General features: G+C 40.3%; 21 protein-coding genes and 1 pseudogene. 6 read left to right on the top strand and 16 right to left on the bottom strand.

Features of this window, described 5'->3' with window-relative positions; translation table 11 throughout:
- Positions 1-145: 145 nt before the first annotated feature.
- The 7 genes and pseudogenes from fdh3B to selA all read right to left on the bottom strand — a co-directional run bounded on the left by fdh3B (position 146) and on the right by selA (position 8,094).
- Positions 146-706, bottom strand: a complete 561-nt coding sequence (gene fdh3B, locus F3G91_RS08440) for a formate dehydrogenase FDH3 subunit beta (RefSeq protein WP_149701273.1) — start codon at positions 704-706, stop codon at positions 146-148.
- 10 nt (positions 707-716) lie between these two features.
- Positions 717-3,371, bottom strand: coding sequence for a formate dehydrogenase subunit alpha (locus F3G91_RS08445; protein ID WP_223227859.1), 2,655 nt, complete (start codon positions 3,369-3,371; stop codon positions 717-719).
- A gap of 60 nt (positions 3,372-3,431) precedes the next feature.
- Positions 3,432-3,692 (bottom strand): annotated as a pseudogene (locus F3G91_RS10505) (hypothetical protein); the annotation flags it as partial.
- Between the two features lie 11 nt (positions 3,693-3,703).
- Entirely contained in the window at positions 3,704-3,910 is a 207-nt protein-coding gene (locus F3G91_RS08455; protein WP_009294906.1) for a twin-arginine translocation signal domain-containing protein, read from the bottom strand.
- 280 nt (positions 3,911-4,190) lie between these two features.
- Positions 4,191-4,898 carry a thioredoxin domain-containing protein gene (locus tag F3G91_RS08460; RefSeq protein ID WP_149701274.1) on the bottom strand — a complete coding sequence of 236 codons (708 nt, stop codon included), beginning with the start codon at positions 4,896-4,898 and terminating at the stop codon, positions 4,191-4,193.
- A 53-nt stretch (positions 4,899-4,951) separates the two neighbouring features.
- Positions 4,952-6,772 carry a selenocysteine-specific translation elongation factor gene (selB, locus tag F3G91_RS08465; protein ID WP_149701275.1) on the bottom strand — a complete coding sequence of 607 codons (1,821 nt, stop codon included), beginning with the start codon at positions 6,770-6,772 and terminating at the stop codon, positions 4,952-4,954.
- Complete coding sequence (selA, locus tag F3G91_RS08470; RefSeq protein ID WP_149701276.1) at positions 6,769-8,094, bottom strand: L-seryl-tRNA(Sec) selenium transferase; 1,326 nt, start codon at positions 8,092-8,094, stop codon at positions 6,769-6,771. The genes selB and selA overlap by 4 nt, the downstream gene beginning before the upstream one ends.
- 154 nt (positions 8,095-8,248) lie before the next feature.
- Here selA and F3G91_RS08475 point away from each other — a divergent pair, with 154 nt between their 5' ends.
- The 3 genes from F3G91_RS08475 to F3G91_RS08485 all read left to right on the top strand — a co-directional run bounded on the left by F3G91_RS08475 (position 8,249) and on the right by F3G91_RS08485 (position 11,365).
- Complete coding sequence (locus F3G91_RS08475; RefSeq protein ID WP_149701277.1) at positions 8,249-9,922, top strand: 4Fe-4S dicluster domain-containing protein; 1,674 nt, start codon at positions 8,249-8,251, stop codon at positions 9,920-9,922.
- Positions 9,915-10,628: a TorD/DmsD family molecular chaperone gene (locus tag F3G91_RS08480; RefSeq protein ID WP_149701278.1), complete on the top strand. Its 714-nt coding sequence runs from the start codon at positions 9,915-9,917 to the stop codon at positions 10,626-10,628. Before F3G91_RS08475 ends, F3G91_RS08480 begins: the two co-directional genes overlap by 8 nt.
- A gap of 131 nt (positions 10,629-10,759) precedes the next feature.
- Positions 10,760-11,365: a DUF6803 family protein gene (locus tag F3G91_RS08485; RefSeq protein ID WP_149701279.1), complete on the top strand. Its 606-nt coding sequence runs from the start codon at positions 10,760-10,762 to the stop codon at positions 11,363-11,365.
- A 53-nt stretch (positions 11,366-11,418) separates the two neighbouring features.
- On the opposite strand, the gene F3G91_RS08490 is transcribed toward F3G91_RS08485, so the two are convergent.
- From F3G91_RS08490 to F3G91_RS08510, 5 genes are all read right to left on the bottom strand, one after another.
- On the bottom strand, positions 11,419-12,951 hold the full coding sequence (locus F3G91_RS08490) for a DNA recombination protein RmuC (protein ID WP_149701280.1): 1,533 nt from the start codon (positions 12,949-12,951) through the stop codon (positions 11,419-11,421).
- A gap of 80 nt (positions 12,952-13,031) precedes the next feature.
- Positions 13,032-14,198, bottom strand: a complete 1,167-nt coding sequence (locus F3G91_RS08495; RefSeq protein WP_149701281.1) for a multidrug effflux MFS transporter — start codon at positions 14,196-14,198, stop codon at positions 13,032-13,034.
- A 191-nt stretch (positions 14,199-14,389) separates the two neighbouring features.
- Complete coding sequence (locus F3G91_RS08500) at positions 14,390-15,241, bottom strand: hypothetical protein (protein ID WP_149701282.1); 852 nt, start codon at positions 15,239-15,241, stop codon at positions 14,390-14,392.
- Between the two features lie 106 nt (positions 15,242-15,347).
- Entirely contained in the window at positions 15,348-16,007 is a 660-nt protein-coding gene (locus F3G91_RS08505; protein ID WP_149701283.1) for a YaaW family protein, read from the bottom strand.
- A gap of 40 nt (positions 16,008-16,047) precedes the next feature.
- The gene (locus F3G91_RS08510; protein WP_149701284.1) at positions 16,048-17,259 is read right to left on the bottom strand and encodes a saccharopine dehydrogenase family protein; all 1,212 of its coding nucleotides are present in this window, start codon (positions 17,257-17,259) and stop codon (positions 16,048-16,050) included.
- Between the two features lie 93 nt (positions 17,260-17,352).
- Between F3G91_RS08510 and F3G91_RS08515 the strand changes: the two genes are divergently transcribed.
- Positions 17,353-18,075: a tetratricopeptide repeat protein gene (locus F3G91_RS08515; RefSeq protein ID WP_149701285.1), complete on the top strand. Its 723-nt coding sequence runs from the start codon at positions 17,353-17,355 to the stop codon at positions 18,073-18,075.
- Here the strand turns inward: F3G91_RS08515 and F3G91_RS08520 are convergent.
- Together F3G91_RS08520 and F3G91_RS08525 are read right to left on the bottom strand one after the other, a co-directional pair.
- Positions 18,072-18,746, bottom strand: coding sequence for a tetratricopeptide repeat protein (locus F3G91_RS08520; protein ID WP_149701286.1), 675 nt, complete (start codon positions 18,744-18,746; stop codon positions 18,072-18,074). The two genes, F3G91_RS08515 and F3G91_RS08520, sit on opposite strands and share 4 nt — an antisense overlap.
- A 9-nt stretch (positions 18,747-18,755) precedes the next feature.
- The gene (locus tag F3G91_RS08525) at positions 18,756-19,397 is read right to left on the bottom strand and encodes a non-canonical purine NTP pyrophosphatase (RefSeq protein ID WP_149701287.1); all 642 of its coding nucleotides are present in this window, start codon (positions 19,395-19,397) and stop codon (positions 18,756-18,758) included.
- A 112-nt stretch (positions 19,398-19,509) separates the two neighbouring features.
- On the opposite strand from F3G91_RS08525, the gene F3G91_RS08530 reads away from it, so the two are divergent.
- A complete protein-coding gene (locus F3G91_RS08530; RefSeq protein WP_149701288.1) occupies positions 19,510-20,811 on the top strand; it encodes an MFS transporter in 1,302 nt (433 codons plus the stop codon).
- Positions 20,808-21,947: a BaiN/RdsA family NAD(P)/FAD-dependent oxidoreductase gene (locus F3G91_RS08535; protein WP_149701289.1), complete on the top strand. Its 1,140-nt coding sequence runs from the start codon at positions 20,808-20,810 to the stop codon at positions 21,945-21,947. Before F3G91_RS08530 ends, F3G91_RS08535 begins: the two co-directional genes overlap by 4 nt.
- A gap of 52 nt (positions 21,948-21,999) precedes the next feature.
- On the opposite strand, the gene F3G91_RS08540 is transcribed toward F3G91_RS08535, so the two are convergent.
- Both F3G91_RS08540 and F3G91_RS08545 read right to left on the bottom strand, forming a co-directional pair.
- Positions 22,000-22,212, bottom strand: a complete 213-nt coding sequence (locus F3G91_RS08540; protein WP_188116820.1) for a hypothetical protein — start codon at positions 22,210-22,212, stop codon at positions 22,000-22,002.
- Positions 22,209-22,400: hypothetical protein (locus tag F3G91_RS08545; protein ID WP_149701343.1), on the bottom strand; the 192-nt coding region annotated here is incomplete at its 5' end. The genes F3G91_RS08545 and F3G91_RS08540, both read right to left, overlap by 4 nt.

Genomic DNA, 22,400 nt, shown 5'->3' on the forward strand with positions numbered 1-22,400 from the left:
AATTTCATATCAAGATAAAAAAGTTATATATTTTTGATAATTTCAATAGATAAGAAAAATTATTGATGAAATTTTAGATTATAAAAATCATAAAGATAATTTAAATTTTATAAATTTAAAAGGAGAGCAAGCGCCCTCCTTAGTGTTATACGTTTAGTCCTGTATTTCTTAGCATGACGCGTTTGCGATATACATTTGAAACCTCAGCAGCGTCGCCAACTAAAAGCGCGTTTGTAGAACAGATAGCCGCACACATAGGCACTTTGCCCTCAGCTATTCTGTTTTGACCGTAAAGCTCTCTCTCCTCGTGTGAGTTAGTTGGCTCTGGACCGCCTGCACACATAGTGCATTTATCCATTACGCCTTTTACGCCAAATGCCCCGTCTTTAGGGAACTGCGGCGCACCAAATGGACAAGCATATAAGCAGTATCCACAGCCTATGCACTTGTTTTTATCGTGAAGCACGATGCCATCAGCTCTAATGTAGAAGCAATCAACTGGGCAAACTTGCTCGCAAGGTGCATCGGTGCAGTGCTGGCATGCGATAGTGGTTGATACCTCTTTGCCCTCGATACCATCGTGAAGTGTGATAACTTTTCTTCTATAAATTCCTACTGGAAGCTCGTGAGCAGAAGAGCAGGCGACTTGACATCCAAAGCAGCTGATACATCTATTAGTATCTACAAAAAATTTCATTCTTGCCATTTTTCTCTCCTTACTCTTTACCTAGGGCGTCTCTCTCGCCATACTCGTGATAAAACGATGTTTTAAAGGTATTCTCTTCAGCTTTTTCTATGCGGCAAAGACCTGCGTTAAATTCTGAAATTTGAGTAACAGGGTCAAATCCGTAGTTAGTAACTGTGTTAAAGCTCTCGCCGATAACATAAGGCTTAGTGCCCTCTGGGTAGCGAGCTGAGAGATCGACACCTTGCATAACGCCAGCGAAGTTGTAAGGCATACAAATTCTATCTGGAGTGACCATGTAGCTGTGATAGCATCTTACTTTGATCTTCGTGCCTTGCGGGCTGTGGATCCACATCATATCGCGATCTTTTATGCCGTATTTTAAAGCAAGCTCAGGGTGAACGTTAGCAAACATTTCAGGCGTGATGGCTGAGAGGTATTTGCTAGTTCTTTCTATCATTCCCGCACCACTTAAATTTACGACGCGTTGCGTACTAAATACGATAGGGAACTCTTTTGACCAGTCTTTTGCTTGTTGCTCTGACTTAAATCTAGTAGAAACACGGAAATTTCTAGCTTGATCATCAAATGTCGGATACTTTTGAACAAGATCCCAGCGTGGTGAGTGGATAGGCTCTCTATGTTTTGGGATAGGATCAAGGAATTCCCAAACGATAGCTCTAGCCCTTGCATTACCATACGGCACGACCCCTTTTTCACGGCATTTTTCTAAGATGATGCCACTATAGTCCATGCTCCAGCTAGGTCCGATCTTAGCTTTCTCCTCTTCTGTTAGAGTGATGCCTAGGACTTTTTCTATATTATCTTTTGTGATTTGTGGGTAGCCACCTTTTATAGCTGAGCCAACAAGCGTGCTCTCTTCGCTAGCTAGCTGACTAACGCCGTTATGCTCTAAGCCAAAGCGGTTTCTAAAGCCAGAGCCACCCTCTGCATAAGGCTTGCTCATATCATAAAGTATCGGTGTGCCAGGGTGTTTTTCATCCCATGCTGGCCATGGCTTGCCGTAGTACTCGCCTTTTACTTCACCGCCAAGACCTATTAGCGTATCTGGGTCAAATTTATCCCAGTTTGCTTGGTGACGTCTAAACATCTCAGCAGTTCTGCCGCCATAACCGATAGAATTTCCAACTCTTGCTATCTCATTTGTCGCATCATCTGGCCATACAAAGTCATCTTTTACTTGTTTTAGCTCTCTATTTACAACAGCCATCTTCATGCCTTTTACGTACTCATCGTAAAAGCCAAATTTCTTAGCAAATGCAAACATAACTTCGTGATCGCCCTTGCTCTCATAAAGTGGATCAACGACTTTTGTTCTCCACTGACCTGAGCGGTTTGTAGCGTTTAGGTGACCTTCGTTTTCAAAAGCAGTTGCCACTGGCAAGATATAGACACCATCTTTTCTATCTGAAAGGATAGAAATTTCATTTACAAATGGCTCAGCAACTACGATCATATCTAGTTTTGAAGCTGCTTCTTGGATTTTAGCTAGGTGCGCCATAGATGTTAGACCAGTTCCTTGAACCCAAAGAACTCTTAATGCACCACTGCTAAAGGTATTTTCCTCTTTTAAGACGCCTTGCCACCATTTTGAAAGTGACCAGCCTTTTTCATTTCTCCAGTTTCTATCCTCTGGATTTTTAGGATCGTGGTAGTAATACTCTTCAAAAACAGTGTTTTTAACTGGTGTGCCGCCTTGTTTTGGCTCTTTAGTTGAGACTGCAAAGCGTTTTATAAACTCATCATAATCAACACCCCAGCCTTGGCAGTAGTACTTCCAAGCTGCGTCAGTTAGTCCGTAATACATTGGTAAGCTATCTGAGAGGTTACACATGTCAGTTGAGCCTTGAACGTTGTCGTGACCACGGATGATGTTACAGCCACCGCCTGGTTTGCCCATGTTGCCTAGGATTAGTTGAAGGATAGGTAAAATTCTCGTATTTGAGCTACCAACTGAGTGCTGAGTGATACCAAGTGCCCAGATCACAGTGCCTGGTTTTGTGTGAGCTAGGATATTTGCAGCCTCCATTAGCTTATCAACCGGCACGCCTGTAACATCAGATGTGACCTCTGGTGTCCAGTGCTCAGCCTCTTTTGCTATCTCATCGATACCATAAGTTCTATTTTTTATAAATTCTTTATCTTCCCAGCCATTTTTTAAGATGATGTGGATAAGTCCATAAACAAGTGCTATATCAGTGCCTGATCTTTGTCTTAGATAAAGGTCAGCGTGAGCGGCTGATTTTGTAAAATTTGGATCAGCTACGATCACTTTTGCGTTGTTTCTATCTTTTGCTTGCAAAGTGTGCTTCATGCCGCCAACTGGGTTTGCCACAGCTGGATTTGCACCTATTATAAATATACATTTTGAATTTGCAGCCATATCTCCAAAGTGGTTTGTCATCGCGCCATAACCCCAAGTATTCGCCACACCGGCGACTGTTGCGCTATGTCAAATTCTTGCTACGTGGTCGTTGCTGTTTGTGCCCCAAAACGCAGCAAATTTTCTAAAGTAATATGCTTGTTCGTTGTTAAATTTCGCAGATCCTAAGAATATAACGCTATCAGGACCATCTTCTTTGCGGATCTGAAGCATCTTATCGCCGATCTCATTTACAGCTTGATCCCATGAAATTCTCTGCCATTTGCCATCAACCTTTTTCATAGGGTATTTGATGCGTTGTTTGCTGTGTGTAAGGTCGATCTGATCGATACCTTTTGAGCAGTGTGAGCCTTGAGATATCGGGTGAAACATCGCCATATCTTGACGAACCCAAACACCATCTTGTACCTCAGCCTCGATACCACAGCCTGCTGAGCATATAGAACAAATAGTTCTAACCTTTTTTGAGCCAGGAAAAGGATCTTTTATCTCCTCTGCGCTAGCGTGTCTTATCGTATCATTTTGTCCAAAAGCCATTGTGGTGCCAGCACCAAGTGCGGCTAGCTTCAAAAATGAACGTCTTCCTATACGTGCATCACTCATGGTTTTCTCCCTTAGTATGCGATTTTATAGTAGGTTTCCCAATTTTTGCTTTTTTTATAAAGCACCTCTTTTTTGTTTGACTTGCCTACGACAACGCCATTGTCATCAGGAGCCAAGTCATCACTAGTCACTTTTGCTACGGCTGAGACTGCGAGTACACCGCCGGCAGCACCGACTTTTAGAGATTTTTTGAGAAAATCTCTTCTTGATCCTTGCATTTTTCCTCCTTATGCCTCAAAAATTTTTGAGAAATTTGGTTCATTGATATGTAAAATTTGCATATTTAGAATTTCTAAAATATCGCAAATAGCCTATTTAAGGGCATTTTAGCACCCTAAAGTTAAACTATGTAAATTTAGCATATTTCTAAGTTAAGCAAAGTAAATATAAAAGTTTAATTAAGAATGTTAAGTATTTATTAAAAATATAGTTAAATATACTTTAAATTTATAAGAATTATTTGTAGTAGAAATTCTAGGGAGAGCTCCCTAGAAAATGTTATTTTAGATCGCTTTTATTTACGATAAATGGCACTGATCTAACACCGGCTGCAAAGTATTTTTTGCGCAGATTATCGATCTTTGCGACATCTTCTTTGCTAACGCTCTTATCATCTACATTGTAGTCTTCAGCGTAGTATTTTCTTAAAATTTTAACCTTATCACTGTCACTCTTAGCAGTTTTTGCATCTTTGTAGATTAGTGAGCTTTTTTGAAGTGATGAGATGTCATGCACTGGAGTTAGGACGATCTCTACGTTGCTATCTTTTAGCGTTGTCTCGATCTTTGCTAGCTCAGCTCTGCAGTATGGGCACTCAGGGTCTGAAAACATTATGATAGTTGGCTTTTTAGGGTCGCTACCAAGAACGATGATGTTTGCCTTGTCTTCATCTTTATAAATTTTAGAAATTCCCTTTGCGATGACCTCTTTTTTCACTTCAGCGAGGTATGATTTTTGCTCTTTTAGATCGATCACGTCTGGGAAGATGAAGTCACCTTTTGTAAATACTATCTCATCTTGTGAGTTGCCATCTTTGCTTAGTTTTACCACGACAGCTTCGATGTCGCCTGCCACTTTGTGACGATCAGCTACCTTTACTTTTACGCTGCTATCAACCATTTGAGAGTAGAAGTCCTCTATTTGCTTATCGCTTGCTGCCATTAGGCTAGTTGCCGCTATGATTGAGGCTAAGATCACTTTTTTCATTTTTATCCTTTTTAAAAATTTGGCGGATTATATTTGCTTTTTGTAAATGAATACTAACTGCGAAAAACCCTATCATTTCCTTGCTTCATTATGTCACTCTCAAGATCGAGCTGCTCAAGGTAGGCGATTACATATTTTCTACTTAAATTTAGCGCATCCTTGGCGTTTGTGACATTTACAAAGCCTTGATTTTTTATGATCTCTCTTAGTTTATCAAGTGCCATTTTTAGTGAATTTCTAGTGATGAAAAGGTTATGCTCTAGCCTTATGACCCTACCCATTGCGGTTAGCTTTTTAAGAGCATTATCGCCACTAACCCTATCGATCTCAAGATCATCATATATATTATATGGCGCCGTTGGGGCTAGCTTGCCACTTTCTAAAATTTCATAAATTTTCTCTTCAAGCCTTACTTTTAGCTTGCTAAGATCAACGCCTTTTTTGGTATAGACACCGCTATCTTTGGCGATCAAATTTGCACTTTCAAGCTCATCAAGCGCTTTTTGGGCTAAATTTTGGCTAGCCCAAGCAAGTTTTAGGCTGATGCTTTGAGCTGAAAATACAGCAAATTCATTCTTTTCTATCATAAATTTAATGGCTGATTTTATCCGCTCAACCGCGCTTAGATCGTAGATATTTAAAGCCTTTTCATCGACAAAAACATTTGAGACTTTTTTAGCCACGGCTACGGCTTCTTCGTGATTTAGACCAAATCTTTGATAAGAAGAGATGATGCCAAAGCCATTTTTGTGAGCCTCTTTAAGTATAGAAAAGGCTTCTACAAAATCATGCTTTAAAAGCGATGCTAAAAAGAGAATTTTGCCAGCCTTTTTTAGTGGCTCAAGCATTGGGTTTAGCACCCTACCACCGCCTATCACGCGCGCATCTGAGATGAGCACAAAGGCCTCGTCAAATTTTAAAAACATATCGCTTTGAAATTTAAAGCTCACGAAGTAGCTATCATCTTTTTGGCTAAGGATTAGCACCTTTGCGGGCACGTTTTTAGCGCCCACGCAAAATGTTACACTTTGAGAGTGGATGAGATTTTTAGCAGTTACGACCGCATCAACCTCTCTAAATCCCCTAAAAAAGCCCTTTTTGCTAAGTAGCTGACCCTTTTTCAGCTCACTAAGCTCTATGCCAGTTAGATTAAGCGCCACGCGGCTGCTAACTCCAGCACTATCAACGAATTTATCGTGGCTTTGCACGCTTCTTACTAGCACCTCCTTGCCAGCGTCGTAGTTAAAAAGCTTCTCGTTTTTACTAACGCTTCCCTCTATCACAGTGCCAGTTACGACATTTCCGATACCTTTTAGGCTAAAAACTCTATCGATGTAGTATCTAAAAACGCCCTCCTCATCGCGCTTTTTGGCTCTTAGCGTAAAGAGGTAGTTTCTAAGCTCATCGATGCTCACCTTATCCTTTATGCTAACGGCGAAAATTTCTAAAATTTGCAGGTTTTTAAATTTAGAAATTTCATCTCTTATCTCTTTTTTTCTTAAATTTATGGTGGCTTCATCCACGAGATCGCACTTTGTAAGCGCCACGATTATAGATTTCACGCCAAGTAGATTTAAAATTTCAAGGTGCTCCAAGCTTTGAGGCATAAGTCCGTCATTTGCCGCCACCACAAACAAGCACGCATCAAAGCCATACGCGCCACTTATCATCGTTTTTATGAGATTTTCATGCCCTGGCACGTCGATAAACGCGATATTTTCATCATTTTTGCTTAAATTTGAAAAGCTTAGATCGATCGTTATGCCACGCTTTTTCTCCTCTTCAAGATTGTCCCCCTCAAAGCCGTTTAGCTCCTTTATAAGCGCGGTTTTTCCGTGATCGATATGCCCTGCTGTTCCTATTATTAAACTCATTTTTCTTCCGTTTCATTTATTATTTTTATTAGCGTCTCTACGTCATCATCAAGAAGCGACCTGAGATCTAGCATAAATTTATCGTTTTCTATGCGTCCGATCACCTTTTTTTGCCTAAATTTTAGCTCGTTTAAATTTGCATCGCCACCAAATGCCAAAGCCACACTTGGGATCTTTTTATTTGGCATCGCCCCACCTCCTACAAAGGTAGAAGTTCGCACTATTTCAAGCGGAGTTTTTAGGCTTTTATTTATAAAATTTGCCAAGCTTTCAAGCTCTTTTACGCTCTTGTGAAGTAGTTTTTGCGTTGTGATTAGCTCAAATTCTTTGTTTAGATAGGCTTTCATGCTCTCAGCCAAAAGCGAGATGATCACTTTATCGACACGAAGCATCCTTAAAAGCTGGTTTTTTCTAAGCTTTGCGATGAGCTCTTTTTTGCCGACAATGATGCCACACTGCACCGCGCCAAGCAGCTTATCACCGCTAAAACTAACTAGCGAAACATCTTTTAAATTTTTTAGATCTGGCTCGTTTTTGTCTAAGTTAAATGGTAAATTTCCGTAAAATCCACTGCCAAGATCAAAATAATCTATCAAATTTTGCCTGCTTGCTAGCTCACTAAGCTCATTTGCCGTGGTCTCTTCACTAAAGCCAACGATGTCAAAATTTGATCTATGAACCTTCACAAGCATCGCCGTCTCGCCACTTATCGCCTCTTCATAGTCCTTTAGCCTAGTTTTGTTTGTAGTGCCGACCTCTTTTAAGATACAACCTGCGTTTGCCATCACCTCTGGCACTCTAAAACTGCCGCCGATCTCGACTAGCTCGCCTCTACTAACGACAACTTCTCTGCCCTTTGCAAAGGTGTTTAGCACCAAAAATACAGCGCTTGCATTGTTATTTACAACGATGGTGTCTTCAAAGCCAAAAGCTCTTGCTATTAGCGAGCCAACGTAGTCGTATCTGTTGCCGCGGCTGCCTGTTTTTAGGTTGTATTCGAGGTTTGAGTATCCTGTGATAACAGGCGTTGCCCGCTTTAAAATTTCTTTATCGATAACGCTTCTAGCTAGGTTTGTATGTATGGCAACGCCAGTTAAATTTAGCACCCTTTGAAGGCTAGCTTCATTAAATTTATAATACTCATTTAGGATCAAATTTATTATCTCTTCGCCACTAAAGTTTGCATTTTCATTTAAAATTTTAGCCCTAACCTCATCTAAAATTTGCCTTGCAAGCATAGTGACTAAACTCGTATCAAGCCCCGAAAATGCCTCGTTTTTTATGATCTTATCAACTTGTGGGATATTTCTTAAATCGTTCAATTTGCGCTCCTAGTAAGTTAGTTTTACCAAGGCGTGATTTTAACATAAAAATATTATAAATTAAAACTTAGAGCAAAAAAAGAGCATATAAATTTCAGAGTCTATTAATCCCATTAATATTAGAATAAGCCCGTTTTTGATAATAGGAGAAACAATGAAAGAATTTGGCTTTTATAACGATTTTGACGACGCTTTGATGCTAAATGAGCAGATAGAGATCAACAACGAAAATGGTGACTATCTAGTCTCAAACTCTCCAAAGCTAAAAGCAAACATCATCGCACCTGAGATAAATTTCTACCTTAAAAATACCACCGCAAGCGTCTTAGAAAAAGCCAAAAACACACTTTTACTCTACGAGGCAAGAGCGAGCGCCTTTGACATGGCAAAGGATGTGGATTACGAAAAAGAGGTCGGCAAAAATGTCGTGATAGTAAGCAACTCAGGCCGAGCAGAGCTAGCAAATTTACTAAAAGAAAATGGCTACAAAGTGATAGAGCTTACGCACTTTGAGGTTAAATTTATATATGGCGCTGCTGGCGAGCTAAGCGTTTTGGTGCTTAGAGCAAATGATGAATTTGAGGTTGATTGCGACTTTTTCTTAGTTGAAAACGCAAGGGACTATATGCTAAAGCAAAGCGGTTGCTATGAAATTTCAGGGCTAAAAGATGAAAAAGTGCTTGAAATTTTAAACGCAAAAAGCCCAAAATTTAGATACAAAAGCTTTACGCAATACGACTCTTCAATCTGCCAGTATCACGAGCGCAGGACTGAAATTTGCGGTCGTTGCGCCGAGGTTTGCCCAACGGTTGCTATCTTAAAAGAGGACGAGACAAAGCACCTTGTCTTTTCAGCGATCGACTGCACAAACTGCGGAAACTGCATCAGTGTCTGCCCTAGCGGCTCACTAGACTCAACGCTCATGCCACAAAGCTCGTTTGCAACTATCGCTAAGCTTTACAAAGATAAGGTCGCTCTCATCGTATCTGAAGAGATAAATTTAGAAGAGCTTAGCATTAGCCTACCGCAAAATGTCCTACCTTTTGTCATCCTAGCCCCACATCTGCTAAGCCAAACGCACTTTTTAACACTTCTTCAAGAAAGTGGCGCGAGTGTGATTTTATATAGCAAGAGCCTTGGCAAGGGCGAAAAAGACGCCATTAGCATATTAAATCAAATTTATGAGCTTAAATTTAAAGAGCAAGCGATATACCACGCAAAAGACAAGGCTGAGCTTGAAATCGCGCTTAAAAAAGCAAAACTAATAGACGGCTCACAGCACTCAATCAACGAATACGCACTACCAAAGAGAGAAATTTTTGCCAAAAGGCTTGAGTTTATCGTGGGTGGTGATGATCTTGGCGTGGTAAAAAGCGGCGAGATGATAAGATACGGCGAGGTTAAGATAAACGCTGAAACTTGCACGCTCTGCCTTAGCTGCGTTGGAGCTTGTAACGTAAGCGCTTTGGTGGCTGATAAGAAGACAAATTCGATTTTATTTAACCCAAGCGTCTGCACCGCCTGTGGCTACTGCGAGCTAAGCTGCGCTGAGAAAAACACCATCTCACTTGAGGTTGGCAAGCTAGCACTTAAGCCTGAGAGCTTCGTTTATAGCGAGCTTGCGCATGATGAACTATTTGCCTGCGTGGAGTGCGGAAAAGAGTTTGCGACCAAAAAAGCAGTCGAGAAGATCGCAGCGATCATGCAACCACGTTTTGGCAACGACAGAGCCAAGATAAAAGCTCTTTACTGCTGTGCCGACTGCAAGGCAAAGATCATGGTGCAAGCCCAACTAAACGCGATGAGAGAGGATTTATTAAATGGATAAAAACATCACAAAAGCAAGGGCATATTTTTACGAATTTTTAGCTTATCCGCTATTTTTTCACACTAGCGATGAGAAATTTGCAAGGTGGAGAGAGCAGCTTAGCTACCTAGCGCAAAATCCTCTAAGTGAGCAAAGCGCAGAGGCATTTGCAAATTTAGAAAAATTTAGCTTTAAAGAGCTTGTAAATGAGCAAAATGACGTTCTTTTTGGCTTTACAAATATCCCTTTAAGCGCCTCATTTTATGAAGAGGGCAGAGATAACGGAGCTGCTAGACTTAGGGTGATACACTGCCTAAACCTTAGCCCATATAGGCGTGATAAGGAGCTTTGCAAAGACAGCGAGGACTATGTTGGCTTTATATTTTTAGCGATGGCTACGTTTTTAAATGATGAATTTAACGGCGCAAAAAATATCAGCGACAAGCTTTTTAGCGAGACTTTAAATTTATTTGTAGATGAGTTTGGCTCGCTACTTTTAGCTCATAAAAATGCAAATTTCTTCCGCTCCTATGCGCTCATCTTAAAATACTTTATCGAGCTTGAAAGAGCCGTTTTAAGCGTAGAAGCGCCAGCCAAGCCACAAGGCGATAGCGTCGCTATGGCAGCACTTAAAAAAGAGCCATTTCAAAGCAAGATGCCAACTATTAAAACCAAGCTTCACTGGGAGGAATTCTCTCCAGTCATCTCACAAGAGTTTAAAGACTAGCTTAAATTTACTCTTAGCCTAGCTAGGAGTAAATTTAACATCCGCTTAAATCCTGCAACTATTCTTGATATTTTTTAACTATCTTAGCCCTTTGGTAGTAAATTTCTTTAAATTTTTACAAAGGATTTACAATGGTAATGACACACTACATGGAGCTTTTATCGCTCGATCAACCCTACAATCTAATCCTCTACATAGTGATACCTATGGGGCTTGCGGAGCTTTTAGTGGCGATGGAGTTTTTCACGATGTATCACATGGATAGCGGCAAAAATGCTGGCTTTAAGGCCGTTAGCAAATTTGTTGGCATAGTGCTTGGGGTCTATTTTACAGCTCTTGTGATCTACTTTTTAGCAAAAATTTATCCAACCATAAAATGGCGCGGATATGCCGATGTTATCGCTATCTACTCATATCTCATCGGCGTCATCCCACTTCTTGGCATCGCGCTTTTAGAGCTAAATTTGATCTATAAAAACGCAAGCCAAAAGGCAAAGCTAAAGCTTCATTTTTGCCTGCTCATATTTTTCTTGATCGTTGGACACGTTGCTATGATATTTGGCATGGTTGATCCTACCATAACAGGCTATAAGGCTGAAAATAGCGCGATGGATATGCAGATGAATATGCCAAAGAACATGCCAGCAGATATGCCGATGCATGATCACCACAAGATGATGATGAATATGCAACAGATGAGTGATGATAACTCAACAAATATGCATATGCATCACTAAATTTAAAGGCTTTTTGGCGCCTGCTAAAAAACTTTTACTCTAAATTTCTAAATTTACTCTTTAGAGCTAGCTAGCAAGATCTCTCTAGGTCTTGCTTCAAGCTCTTTTACCTGCGTATCTTTGGGATTTATAGCGATCTTTTTAAATTTCTCTAGCCTGCTATCAAGCCCACCTTGACCGCTCACGCTTTTAACGACCTCATTAAAGTTATCATTTACCGATCTCACCGAGTTTCCAAGCCTATTTAGCTTCTCGGCGACGGTGCAAAATTTCTCATAAATTTCATTTGCGCTTTTTAAAATTTCCTTCGCCTCTTTGTTGCCATTTTCCATACGCCATAAATTTGCCACCACACGAAGTAGCGGCATGAGCGTCGTGTGCGAGACTAGCACCACTTTTTTCTCATAGCCGTAGTTAAATAAATTTGGATCAAATTTCAAAGCCTCCAAAAATGCCGGCTCAACTGACACAAACATCAGCACAAAATCAGGGCTTTTCACAAGCGACGAGTAGTCTTTTTTAGCTAGCTCGTCGATGTGCTTTTTTATCGAAGCGATGTGCTCGCCAAGAGCTAGCTTGCTCTGCACCGGGTCAGCCGCAGCGACTGCCTTTTCGTAGGCATGGAGTGAGACTTTGCTGTCTATTATCATCTGTTTGTCGTCTGGGAAATTTATGACAAAGTCGGGTATGAGCTTCTTGCCGCTCACGTCAAAACTCTCTTGCGTAGTGTAGTGCGTGCCCTTTTCTAGCCCAGCAGCCTCCAGTGTGCGCTCAAGCTGCATCTCGCCCCAGTTGCCAAGGACCTTGTTGCTGCCTTTTAGTGCTGTGCTTAGCGAGTTTGCCTCTTTTGACATATTTTTGCCAAGCTCGACCACCTCTTTTAGCTGCGCGTTAAGCTCGCCTGCGCTCTTTTGCGAGTCGCTGTGGGCGTCATTTACCCTCTTTTCAAAGCTTGTTATCTTCTCTCCAAGTGGCGTTAGCAAGAGCTCAAGCGACTCTTTGCTGTTTTTTGAGAAATTTGCACTTTTTTCTTCAAATATCTTATTTGCAAGGTTTGCAAACTCTAAATTTAGCTCGTTTTTTACCTTTTTTAAATTCTCTTCTTGCGATTTTAGGATGTTTTCTTTGGCCCCGATCTCGCTTTTTAGAGCGACGATAGCGCGTTTTAGCTCATTTTCGCTCTCGTTTGATCTTCTTAGCTCGTCCTCTTTTGCGCCAAGCTCGTTTTGTAAATTTAAAGATAGCGACTTTGCCATCTCAGCCATCTTTGTCTGGCTGCCAAGCTCCTCGTTTAAGCGCCTTAGCTCACGCTCAAGCTCGTCCTCTTTTTCGTCTTTTTGCTTGAGCGAAATTTTATACTCGTCTAAATTTTTAGCTAGCTCATCTATCTTGTCACTATTTGCTTCAAGCTTTGCTCTTTGCTCGATATTTAGCCGCTCGCTATCTTTTAGCTCATCTTGTAAATTTTCTAAAGCTTCTCTTTGTTTTGCATTTTTCAAATTTGCATTTATCAAAAAAGCTACCAAGATAACGCAAACAAGCGCAAGAGCTGCCACCAAAATGTATAAATTTTCTATCGTTAGCACTGAAATTTCCTTTTAAATTTTGGCTTTATTATAGGTGAAATAGCTTTAAATTTAAAGGGCATTTAAGCCCTTTTGAGAGTTTATTTGTTTAGATAGGCAGCAAGCCAGCACAAAAATACAAAGACAAAGATGATGGCTGACATGATAAGTGGCGTCGTGGTCGTAAAGAGTGCTAGCATGGCTGATGAGACGATACCGCTTCCATATTGCAGTGAGCCAATGAGAGCATTTGCTCTGCCTTTCATCTCTTGAGGGACTTGATTAAGAGCGGCTGCGTTTGAGCAAGAGGCGATGATACCGTTCATGCTAAAGATGAAAAACATAGGTATGATAACGCCCCAAACTCCGGCGATACCAAAAAATGTAAGCGCTAAAAGCAAAGCCGCAGCGACAAAGGCAACTGTGCTTGAGGTGATAAGAAGCGAATTTAGGCTAAATTTATTGACCAAGCTCTTGTTTAAAAAACTAAGCGCCGCCACACCAAGTATATTTACGCCAAACAAAAAGCCATAGTACTTGCTCGGTATGCCAAAATAATCTATATAAACAAATGACGATCCCGTTATAAAGGCGTATGCTGCGATGTAAAAGAAGGTTACACTTAGAGTGTATTTCATAAATTTAGCATCTTTTATAAGCACAAAATAGCTCTTAAACGAGTTTATCATCGGCTCTTTTGAGCGCTTCTGCTGTGGTAACGTCTCTGGCAAGAAGAAGATAAGGATAAACAAAAAAGCACTTGCAGCTGCCATTAGCCAAAATATCCAGTGCCAAGTGCCAATCTCTAGTAATGCGCCACCAAGCAGCGGTCCTATGATAGGAGCTGCAGCCATGATGATGACTAAGTTTGAAAGCATCTTTGCAGCTTCGCTATTTTCAAAAACATCGCTGATCATCGCACGGCTAAGCATAGGTCCCACACACGCGCCTGTGGCTTGAAAGATACGCCAGATTATCACTTCGCTCATGCTTTGTGACATGGCACATCCGATGGAGCCAACGACAAAGAACGCCATACCGATAAATAGCGGGAGTTTTCGCCCTATCCTGTCGCTAATGGGCCCCCAAACGAGTTGCATGGTGGCAAAACCGATCAAAAAGCCAGTGATCGTTAGCTCCGCATCACCATGAAGCTGTCGCTCCATCGTAGGCATGGCAGGCAGATAGACGTCCGTTGATAGCGAGGTGCAGGCCATTAGACCGCTTAGGATGACTAAAAACCAGATAGATGTTTTTGTTGATTGCAAGATTTCCCCTTTTTTAGCTGTGATTAAGATTTCGTAAATATAGTATAAATTTATAAATTGGCAGCAACAAGCGCCCAAAACTAGCTTTGGGCGTAAATTTAGAAAATTTGCTTTGGTGGAGTGAAGTAAATTTAAAAATAGCATAGCCACAAGATCAACTATGCTATTTTTAGATGATAATCACACTATCACTACTCTACAAGCTTACAATCTATAACTTCATTGTTTTCAATAGCAAGCGCTAAAGTATACTCTTTATTAACTAGTTTTAGCTCGGTTTCTAAACCATTATAAACATATTTAAAATCTTGTTTTCTATTTTCTAAAAATGCCTCATTGGCTAATTTTAGATTGTTTGACTGTAACAAACTATCCTTTTCTTTAACATTATTCAACAAACCATTAAAATCATTTATCTGTTGCTTAAGACCTTCTATATCTTGATAAAATAATTCATTTTTAGTTGCATAAAACAATATTGTATAAATGCTTAATAAAATTTTTATACAAGCGTCATATTTTTCAACCAACTTATGTATTTTTATAAAAACTTGCTTTATTTTTTTATCTGTAATGTCAATGTATTTTATATTTTGTATATTGTCTTTTATTTTTAGAAAAAGTGTTTCATAAAGCATAGATAAATTTTTTGCGTCATCTTGTAGTCTATTTAGCACCACTTGGTTATTTTTTATATCGCTGATTTTTGATACTTTTTCTAAATTTTTAATAGCATCATTTATTCTGCCTTGTTCTGTAAATTCTATATCTTTTAGTATATCATCTATGCCATCTTGTATTGACGAAAGTTTATTGTTTATATCAGCCAAATGTTTTTGTGCAACCACAGTAGATAACGCATTAAATAAAACACCAGAAGCTACAATTTTTTCCAAATTTTCAGGTTTGAAAAATTTTGCATGTTCTACTATTTTGCCATTTTCTACTATTACGCCTCTTAAAAGTCCTGGATTATCTTTAACACTAGCTAAAAGTTCTGGACTTACTGTGCATTGTAAATAATTGCCACTTGCTAACTCCATTGAGGTTATAACTCCAGTGGTATTATTTAAAAGCTGAGATCCTTTCGAAATATGATCATCTTTTTTTGATTCTTGTTGGTTTATGTTTTTTTCTATACCATTTTTCTTAATTGGCTGTGGTGTAGAAAATATGGGGTTTTAAATCTTGAGATTTGTTTTTAAGCCACATTAGTTGAATCACAAAAGGCACAATAATCCTTAGAGCAGGAGACGATATCTGCCTAATGGCGTCACCTGCTGCAATGGCTGGGTTTATTCTTGTAAAAACAAAAGTGCTAAACTTTGATGCTATGTTGGTAAAAGTTTTACTTTTTTTATCAGAGCTTATTCCAAACTTAATATCAATTTCTTTAGACTTTTTTTGCACATCCTCAAATGATATTTGTTGCCATTCTTTCCCCAAAACAAATAATAAAATTTCTTGTTCTTTTTGCTCGCAAGAAAGCTTGTTTTCTTTAGAAATAAACAGTTCATATATATCATTTAATATTTCGTAATAATCAACAGATTTTATTTTAGCTGTAAGGCTTCTAACTACATTCATTAATGAGTTGCTTCCAAAATGATAAAATTCGTTCAGTAAAACTTTAATAGTCCCCTTGTAGTGAGTTTTTAATTCACTATTTTTTTCAGAGACCAAAAAATCTTTAACTGCCGAATCCAACGCAACCCTACCAGCACCGTTATCTGTAATGATATCTATTAAACTATCAATATATTTTTTGTCTAAGCTAGATAAAAAATCTACTAAATCATCTTGGCGCATATTCCACTCCTTTGTTTTTAATTTAACAATTTAACCCAAATTAAACTTCGTATCTTTCGCCGGGTTTCATTTCGATTACCTCCCACGGCAACCCCTGCTTATTTAGCTCGTCCATGAAAGGTTTTGCGTCGAAATTTTCCATATTAAAGACGCCTTTGCCGCTCCAGATGCCTTTTGCGACCATTAGCGAGCCTATCATCGCTGGTACGCCTGTGGTGTAGCTAACAGCCTGCGCGCCTGTCTCGGCGTAGCAAGCCTCGTGGTCGCAGACGTTGTAGATATAGACTTGGCGCTCTTTGCCATCTTTTAGCCCACGTATCACGCAGCCGATGTTTGTTTTGCCTTTTGTGCGTGGGCCAAGGCTTGCAGGGTCAGGTAGAAGCGTCTTTAAAAACTGGATCGGCACGATTTTCATGCCGTTATGCTCGACCTCGTCGATGCGGAGCATTCCCACGTTTTCTAGGCACTTCATGTGGGTTAGGTAGCTTTGTCCAAAGGTCATAAAAAAGCGGATTCTCTTTAGTCCTTTGATGTTTTTAACTAAGCTTTCTAGCTCCTCGTGATAGAGCAGATAGCTATCTTTGACACCAACTTTTGGGTAGTCCCACTTAAACATGATCTCCATCGGCTTTGTCTCGATCCACTTGCCAGCCTCCCAGTAGCGGCCATTTGCGCTAACTTCGCGTAAATTTATCTCTGGGTTGAAATTTGTCGCAAATGGATATCCGTGATCGCCAGCGTTGCAGTCTAGGATGTCGATCTCGTGGATCTCGTCAAATAAATTTTGCTGTGCATAGGCGCAAAATACGTTTGTCACACCTGGGTCAAAGCCAGAGCCAAGAAGCGCCATGGTGCCAGCGTTTTTGAAGTAGGCGTCCTTCGCCCACTGAAGTTTGTACTCAAATTTTGCGGTGTCTGGGTGCTCGTAGTTTGCGGTGTCGATGTAAGGTATGCCAGCCTTTACGCAAGCGTCCATAAGGGTTAGGTCTTGATACGGCAGCGCGACGTTTAGAAGCAGATCAGCCTTTGTTTGTTTGATGAGCTCCACCACGGCCGTCGTGTCGTCAGCGTCGATCTGCGCGGTATTTATCTGCACGCCAAGGCGATCTTTTATAAATTTAGCGATCGCGTCGCACTTACTTTTTGTGCGGCTTGCTAGGGTGATATTTGTAAAAACGTCCGAGTTCATCGCACATTTTACGGTTGCGACTTGGCTCACGCCACCTGCTCCGATGATTAAGATATTTGACATTTTTGGCTCCTTAAAATTTTAGTGATTTTAGCAAAGTTAATATAAATTTCTAGCTTCAAAAGGTAAAATGAGCCAAATTTTAAAGGTAAAGAGATGAAGAAAATTTTGCCATTTTTAGCGCCTATTTGCCTCTTTGCAAGTAGCTGCGACGAGCTAGTGCAAGAGAGCGTAAATGAGTTTTATAAAAGTGATAGAAATTTGGAGAGAGCTATAAATTTTGCCACGCAAGCGACTGATGTCTGCTTAAAAGAGGGCAACACCGAGCAGGCGATCACTTCGCTAATAAATGGCGCCAGCATTTGCATGGTAAATAAAGAGCCTCAAAAGGCACTAGAGCTCTCGCAAAAAGCCCTAGAGCTCGCGGCAAACGTTAGTGACAAACTACTACTAGCTCGCTCTTATCAAAACATAGGCGCAGCAAAAAAGGCGCTAGGCAGATATGGCGAAGCACTTGCTAATTTTAATGAAGCTCAAAAAATTTATGACGTCACGCCAAATGCCCCAATGCGCGACGAGCTGCTTTGCATAAAGTCCATCGGCAGCACCTACTACATTAAAAATGACTTTGCAAAAGCCTACGAAAACCACATTTTAGCGCTAAATTTACTTGATATCACGCCAGAGTTAAGTGGCAACGAGCTCGTCCGCTCGGAGCTTTTAATAGAAGTCGCTAACGACCTAGTAAAGCTTAATCAAAAGGACGAAGCCGCCAAAAACTACAAAGAAGTGCTTGAAATTTTAAAAGGCAAGGAGCAAAACCCTCGCGCGCTGGATCTTTTAAAGCGAGCCAACAAGGGGCTAAAGGAGCTTAACTAGGGCTCTACCTTTAGCGTGCCCTCTTTTATAGAACTTGCCAGCATCTTGGCAAACTCATCATCTGCGTAGCTTTTTAGATACTCTTCTAAGTGTGGCAGCGCGCCTTTTTGATCCATCTTAGCAAGCTTTACTAGTGCAAAACCTAAATTTGCCCTTTTTACGCCTAAATTTAGAGCTTTATCATAGTTTTGCTCTGCTAGGTCCAAGCGGTTAGAATTTGCTAAAAAATCAGCAAATTCAGCATAAATTTCCCCATTATTTGGCATCAAATTTATAAGCTCGCCATAAATTTTATCGGCCTTCTTAGCCTCGCCCTGCACGTCAAAGTTGTGCTTCATCACGTGGATCCTAGCTTGGCAAATTTTAAAATACTCACCTTCTTGCCCGCCCAGACTCTTGCTAAAGCCCTCTTCCTCCATAAACTCAAAAATTTTCTCAATCTTCAAAAGGTCGTTAAACGCCACCTTCTTTTGCTGCTCATCTTTAAATTTCAAAGGATATGCCTTTGCATAGATAAATAGCTCGTCCGTTGCCTTAAAAAGTGCGATGTAGTCGATCTTTCCATTGCCATTTTCATCTTTATAAAATATGCTTTTATGCTCAAGCACCCTATACTCGCTCGCCACCAAAATGCCAAAAGCAAGAAATATAAAAAGTAAAATTTTCTTCATAAAAATAGCTTATTTGTAGTTTTTCTTTAGGCTTTTTAGCACAAAATTTGCAAGTTCTAGCCCCTTTGAGCGGTGAGAAATTTTAAGCTTTGTCTCGTTATCTAGCTCGCCAAGCGTCTTTGTAAAGCCATCTGGGATAAAGAGTGCATCGTAGCCAAAGCCGTTTGTGCCGCGCTCCTCATCTATCGCCTCGCCATACATAAAGCCATGCGTCGTGTAGTCGCCAAATTTTGAGCTAATAGCGATACAGGCGGTGTAGTGAGCTGGTGAGCTCTTTAAATTTAGCGCCTTTAGCTTGCTAATCAGCTTTGCTCTATTGTTTGCGTCATTTGCGTTTTTGCCGCACACTTTGCCATTTTCATCAAGGTCAAAGTAGCGCGCTGAGTAGATCCCTGGCTCGCCGCCAAGTGCATCCACACTGATGCCGCTATCATCACTAAGCGAGACAAATTCGTCCTCAAGCCCTTGCTCTTTAAGCTTTGCAAAAACTGCTTTTGACTTTATGAGCGCATTTTGCTGAAAAGTGCTACCATCTTCAACGATCTCAAACGGCTTTATAACCTCGCTTAGTGCGTAAATTTCATAGCCTTTTAAAAACTCTTTTATCTCTTTTACTTTGTCTAAATTTGATGTCGCAAGCACGATTTTCATCGCAAAACTCCTTGATTTTTGGGCGTATTTTACAAAAAAGTAGATTAAATTTTTAAATTTAAATTAGTGTTAAAATGATAAACTTAGTCCTTTTAAAAATAAGGGAAAATTTATGTTAAAAAGCGTTTTGCCACTATCTTTTATCGTAGCTAGCAGATTTTTTGGGCTTTTCATAGTCTTACCAGTTCTTAGCCTCTATGCGCTAAATTTAAGCGGCGCAAATGAGTTTTTAGTGGGGCTAATAGTAGGCGTCTATGCGATCTCACAGATGATATTTCAAGTGCCTTTTGGCGCTCTTTCAGACAAGATCGGCCGCAAAAAAGCCCTAACCATCGGTCTTTTGGTCTTTGTGGCAGGCTCTATCGTCTGCGCGCTGGCAAGTGAAATTTACACGATGCTTTTTGGTAGATTTTTACAAGGTGTGGGAGCTGTGGGAGCTGTGGCAACTGCGATGATAAGCGACTTTGTGGCTGAAGAAAACCGCTCAAAAGCCATGGCGATAATGGGCGCTTTTATAGGGCTTAGCTTCACACTTTCGATGGTGCTTGGACCGCTTCTTGCCAAGGACTACGGGCTTTCAAGCCTTTTTTATCTAAGCGCCGCACTTAGCTTGCTTTGCGTCGTGCTACTCTACACCGTCGTGCCAAAAGAGATAAAAGTGAGCACAAAGGCCGAAAAGGTGCCATTTGGCAAGCTATTTTTACAAAAAGACTACATGATCATAAATTTCACCTCCTTCATGCAAAAGATGCTCACAAGCATCGCATTTTTGGTTATCCCTATCGTTTTGGTAAAAGAGTATGGCTATGAGAGCAGCGAGCTTTACAAGGTCTATACGCTTGGCGCTGTGCTTGGCTTTTTGGCTATGGGGTTAGCTGGTGCGCTGGGCGATGGCAAGGGGCTTAGCAAGGTCATCTTGATAGCCGGCACATTGCTTTTTGCCCTAACCTACGCCATTTTTGCCCTTAGCTTTACGAAATTTATCTTTGTGGTTGGCATCGCGATATTTTTTATAGGCTTTAACCTTCACGAGCCAATCATGCAATCAACCGCGACCAAATTTGTAAAATCCTCACAAAAAGGCACCGCTCTTGGCATCTTTAACTCATTTGGCTACTTTGGAAGCTTCGTTGGAGGCGCATTTGGCGGATATATCATGCACGCCTTTAACTTTAAAGTGCTTGCCATCGTCTGCGTGGTGCTTTGCGTGATCTGGCTTGTTTTGCTCTTTAGCCTAAGCGATCCAAGAATCTTTAAAAATATCTACCTAAGCCCAGAAATAAGCTTAAATTTAGAGCTTCTAAACAGCCAAAAAGGCGTGGTGGATTATTACAAAAATGAGAAAAATCAAGTGATCAAATTTGACTCTCGCCTAACAAGCGAGGCGGCTTTAAAAGAGAGCTTGAAATTTTGATCTACGAGGTCGTCATCGTTGGTGCTGGCGCTAGCGGGCTCTTTTTAGGAGCAAATTTAAAGGGTAAAAAGGTTGCCATTTTAGAGAAAAACAGCAGCGCTGGCAAAAAAATCTTAGCAAGCGGTGGTGGCAGATGCAACATCACAAACCGCTTTGTAAGCGCTAAAAACTACCTTGGCGAGCAAAAATTTATAGAGCAAATTTTAAAAATACTAAGCCCTGATCAGGTTTTGAAATTTTTTAGTGAGCTTAAATTTAGCGAGCAAAAGCAAAATCAATTTTTCTGTGATAGCGGTGCAAAGAGCGTTTTGAGCCTGCTTTTAAAAAGGCAAAATGCAGAGATTTTTTATAACAAAGAGGTTCTTGGCGCCAAAAAAGTAGATGAAATTTTTGAAATTTCAACAAGAGATGAGAAATTTAGAGCTAGAAATTTGGTCATCGCAAGTGGCGGACTAAGCTACAAAGCCCTTGGCGCAAGCGATGTTGGCTACAAGATAGCTAGCGAATTTGGACTTGAGCTCTCAACGCCTACCCCTGCCCTTGTTGGCTTTAGCGTGCAAAAAGATGAGTTTTGGTTTAAAGAGCTTAGCGGTGTTAGTCTAAGCGCGGATGTAGTGATAAATACCAAAAACGAGAGCCATAAATTTAGTGGCGATGTGCTTTTTACACATAGAGGAATAAGTGGTCCAGCGATACTAAACGCCTCACTTTTTTGGCACAAGGGTCGAATTTGCATAAATTTTTTGCCTAAATTTAGTGAGGAAAATTTAGTAAATGGCAAAAAGCAGCTTAGCTCAGTTTTACCTTTGCCAAAGAGATTTGTGCTGGAGTTTTTAATAAATTTTGGCTTAAAAGATAGAGCTTATTATGAATTTAATGATGATGAAAAAAGTATCATAAAAAGGCTTTTTGCATATCATTTTGCTCCAGCTGGGACATTTGGCTTTGAAAGGGCTGAAGTTACAAAAGGTGGTGTAAAAACTATATCTTTAGATGAAAATTTAGAGTGTAAAAGTGTAAAAGGGCTTTATTTTATAGGAGAGGTTTTAGATATCACTGGTATGCTTGGTGGATATAACTTGCATTTTGCATTTGCAAGCGCTCTAAAGGTAGCTAGCGCTTTAAAAAATAACTAATCAAATAGAAGTGAAATTTAGCTAGTGGCAGCTAAAACTGCCACTAAAATTACTATTTTTTGCTTAAGCTCGTAAGCTCACAAAGTCCCCAAAGCCCAGCTCTGACCTTATAAAATTCTTTATTAGTCTGAACTATCCGTCTTATACTAGCAAACGGGGTTTTGCTGCCCCAAGTACTCACATCAGTTTTATGATAGAGATCAAAAAGCGTTGCCATGCCACCAAGGTTAGCCAACGCTTCTACTACGCACTCTTTTTGGTTCATTTCTCACTTAGATACTCTTGTAAGCTTTTTACTTCAAGTGCTTTGCCAGTTTGAACTGTGCTTAGCGACTTAGCAGCTGCGAGTGCTGCACGGATAGTTGTGAAGTAAGGGATTTTAAATCTAAGTACATTTTGGCGGATCTTTTTGCCATCATCTACGCTTGATTTTGTATCGCTTGTGTTTATAAC

Source organism: Campylobacter concisus (assembly GCF_902460715.1).
GTDB classification, from domain to species: domain Bacteria; phylum Campylobacterota; class Campylobacteria; order Campylobacterales; family Campylobacteraceae; genus Campylobacter_A; species Campylobacter_A concisus_AK.

What these genes read in the sequence shown, in the direction of transcription:
- fdh3B (WP_149701273.1), bottom strand. Translation starts at nt 706, where the DNA reads ATGGCAAGAATGAAATTTTTTGTAGATACTAATAGATGTATCAGCTGC.
- F3G91_RS08455 (WP_009294906.1), bottom strand. Translation starts at nt 3,910, where the DNA reads ATGCAAGGATCAAGAAGAGATTTTCTCAAAAAATCTCTAAAAGTCGGT.
- F3G91_RS08460 (WP_149701274.1), bottom strand. Translation starts at nt 4,898, where the DNA reads ATGAAAAAAGTGATCTTAGCCTCAATCATAGCGGCAACTAGCCTAATG.
- selB (WP_149701275.1), bottom strand. Translation starts at nt 6,772, where the DNA reads ATGAGTTTAATAATAGGAACAGCAGGGCATATCGATCACGGAAAAACC.
- F3G91_RS08475 (WP_149701277.1), top strand. Translation starts at nt 8,249, where the DNA reads ATGAAAGAATTTGGCTTTTATAACGATTTTGACGACGCTTTGATGCTA.
- F3G91_RS08480 (WP_149701278.1), top strand. Translation starts at nt 9,915, where the DNA reads ATGGATAAAAACATCACAAAAGCAAGGGCATATTTTTACGAATTTTTA.
- F3G91_RS08485 (WP_149701279.1), top strand. Translation starts at nt 10,760, where the DNA reads ATGGTAATGACACACTACATGGAGCTTTTATCGCTCGATCAACCCTAC.
- F3G91_RS08500 (WP_149701282.1), bottom strand. Translation starts at nt 15,241, where the DNA reads ATGGAGTTAGCAAGTGGCAATTATTTACAATGCACAGTAAGTCCAGAA.
- F3G91_RS08505 (WP_149701283.1), bottom strand. Translation starts at nt 16,007, where the DNA reads ATGCGCCAAGATGATTTAGTAGATTTTTTATCTAGCTTAGACAAAAAA.
- F3G91_RS08510 (WP_149701284.1), bottom strand. Translation starts at nt 17,259, where the DNA reads ATGTCAAATATCTTAATCATCGGAGCAGGTGGCGTGAGCCAAGTCGCA.
- F3G91_RS08515 (WP_149701285.1), top strand. Translation starts at nt 17,353, where the DNA reads ATGAAGAAAATTTTGCCATTTTTAGCGCCTATTTGCCTCTTTGCAAGT.
- F3G91_RS08520 (WP_149701286.1), bottom strand. Translation starts at nt 18,746, where the DNA reads ATGAAGAAAATTTTACTTTTTATATTTCTTGCTTTTGGCATTTTGGTG.
- F3G91_RS08525 (WP_149701287.1), bottom strand. Translation starts at nt 19,397, where the DNA reads ATGAAAATCGTGCTTGCGACATCAAATTTAGACAAAGTAAAAGAGATA.
- F3G91_RS08530 (WP_149701288.1), top strand. Translation starts at nt 19,510, where the DNA reads ATGTTAAAAAGCGTTTTGCCACTATCTTTTATCGTAGCTAGCAGATTT.
- F3G91_RS08540 (WP_188116820.1), bottom strand. Translation starts at nt 22,212, where the DNA reads ATGAACCAAAAAGAGTGCGTAGTAGAAGCGTTGGCTAACCTTGGTGGC.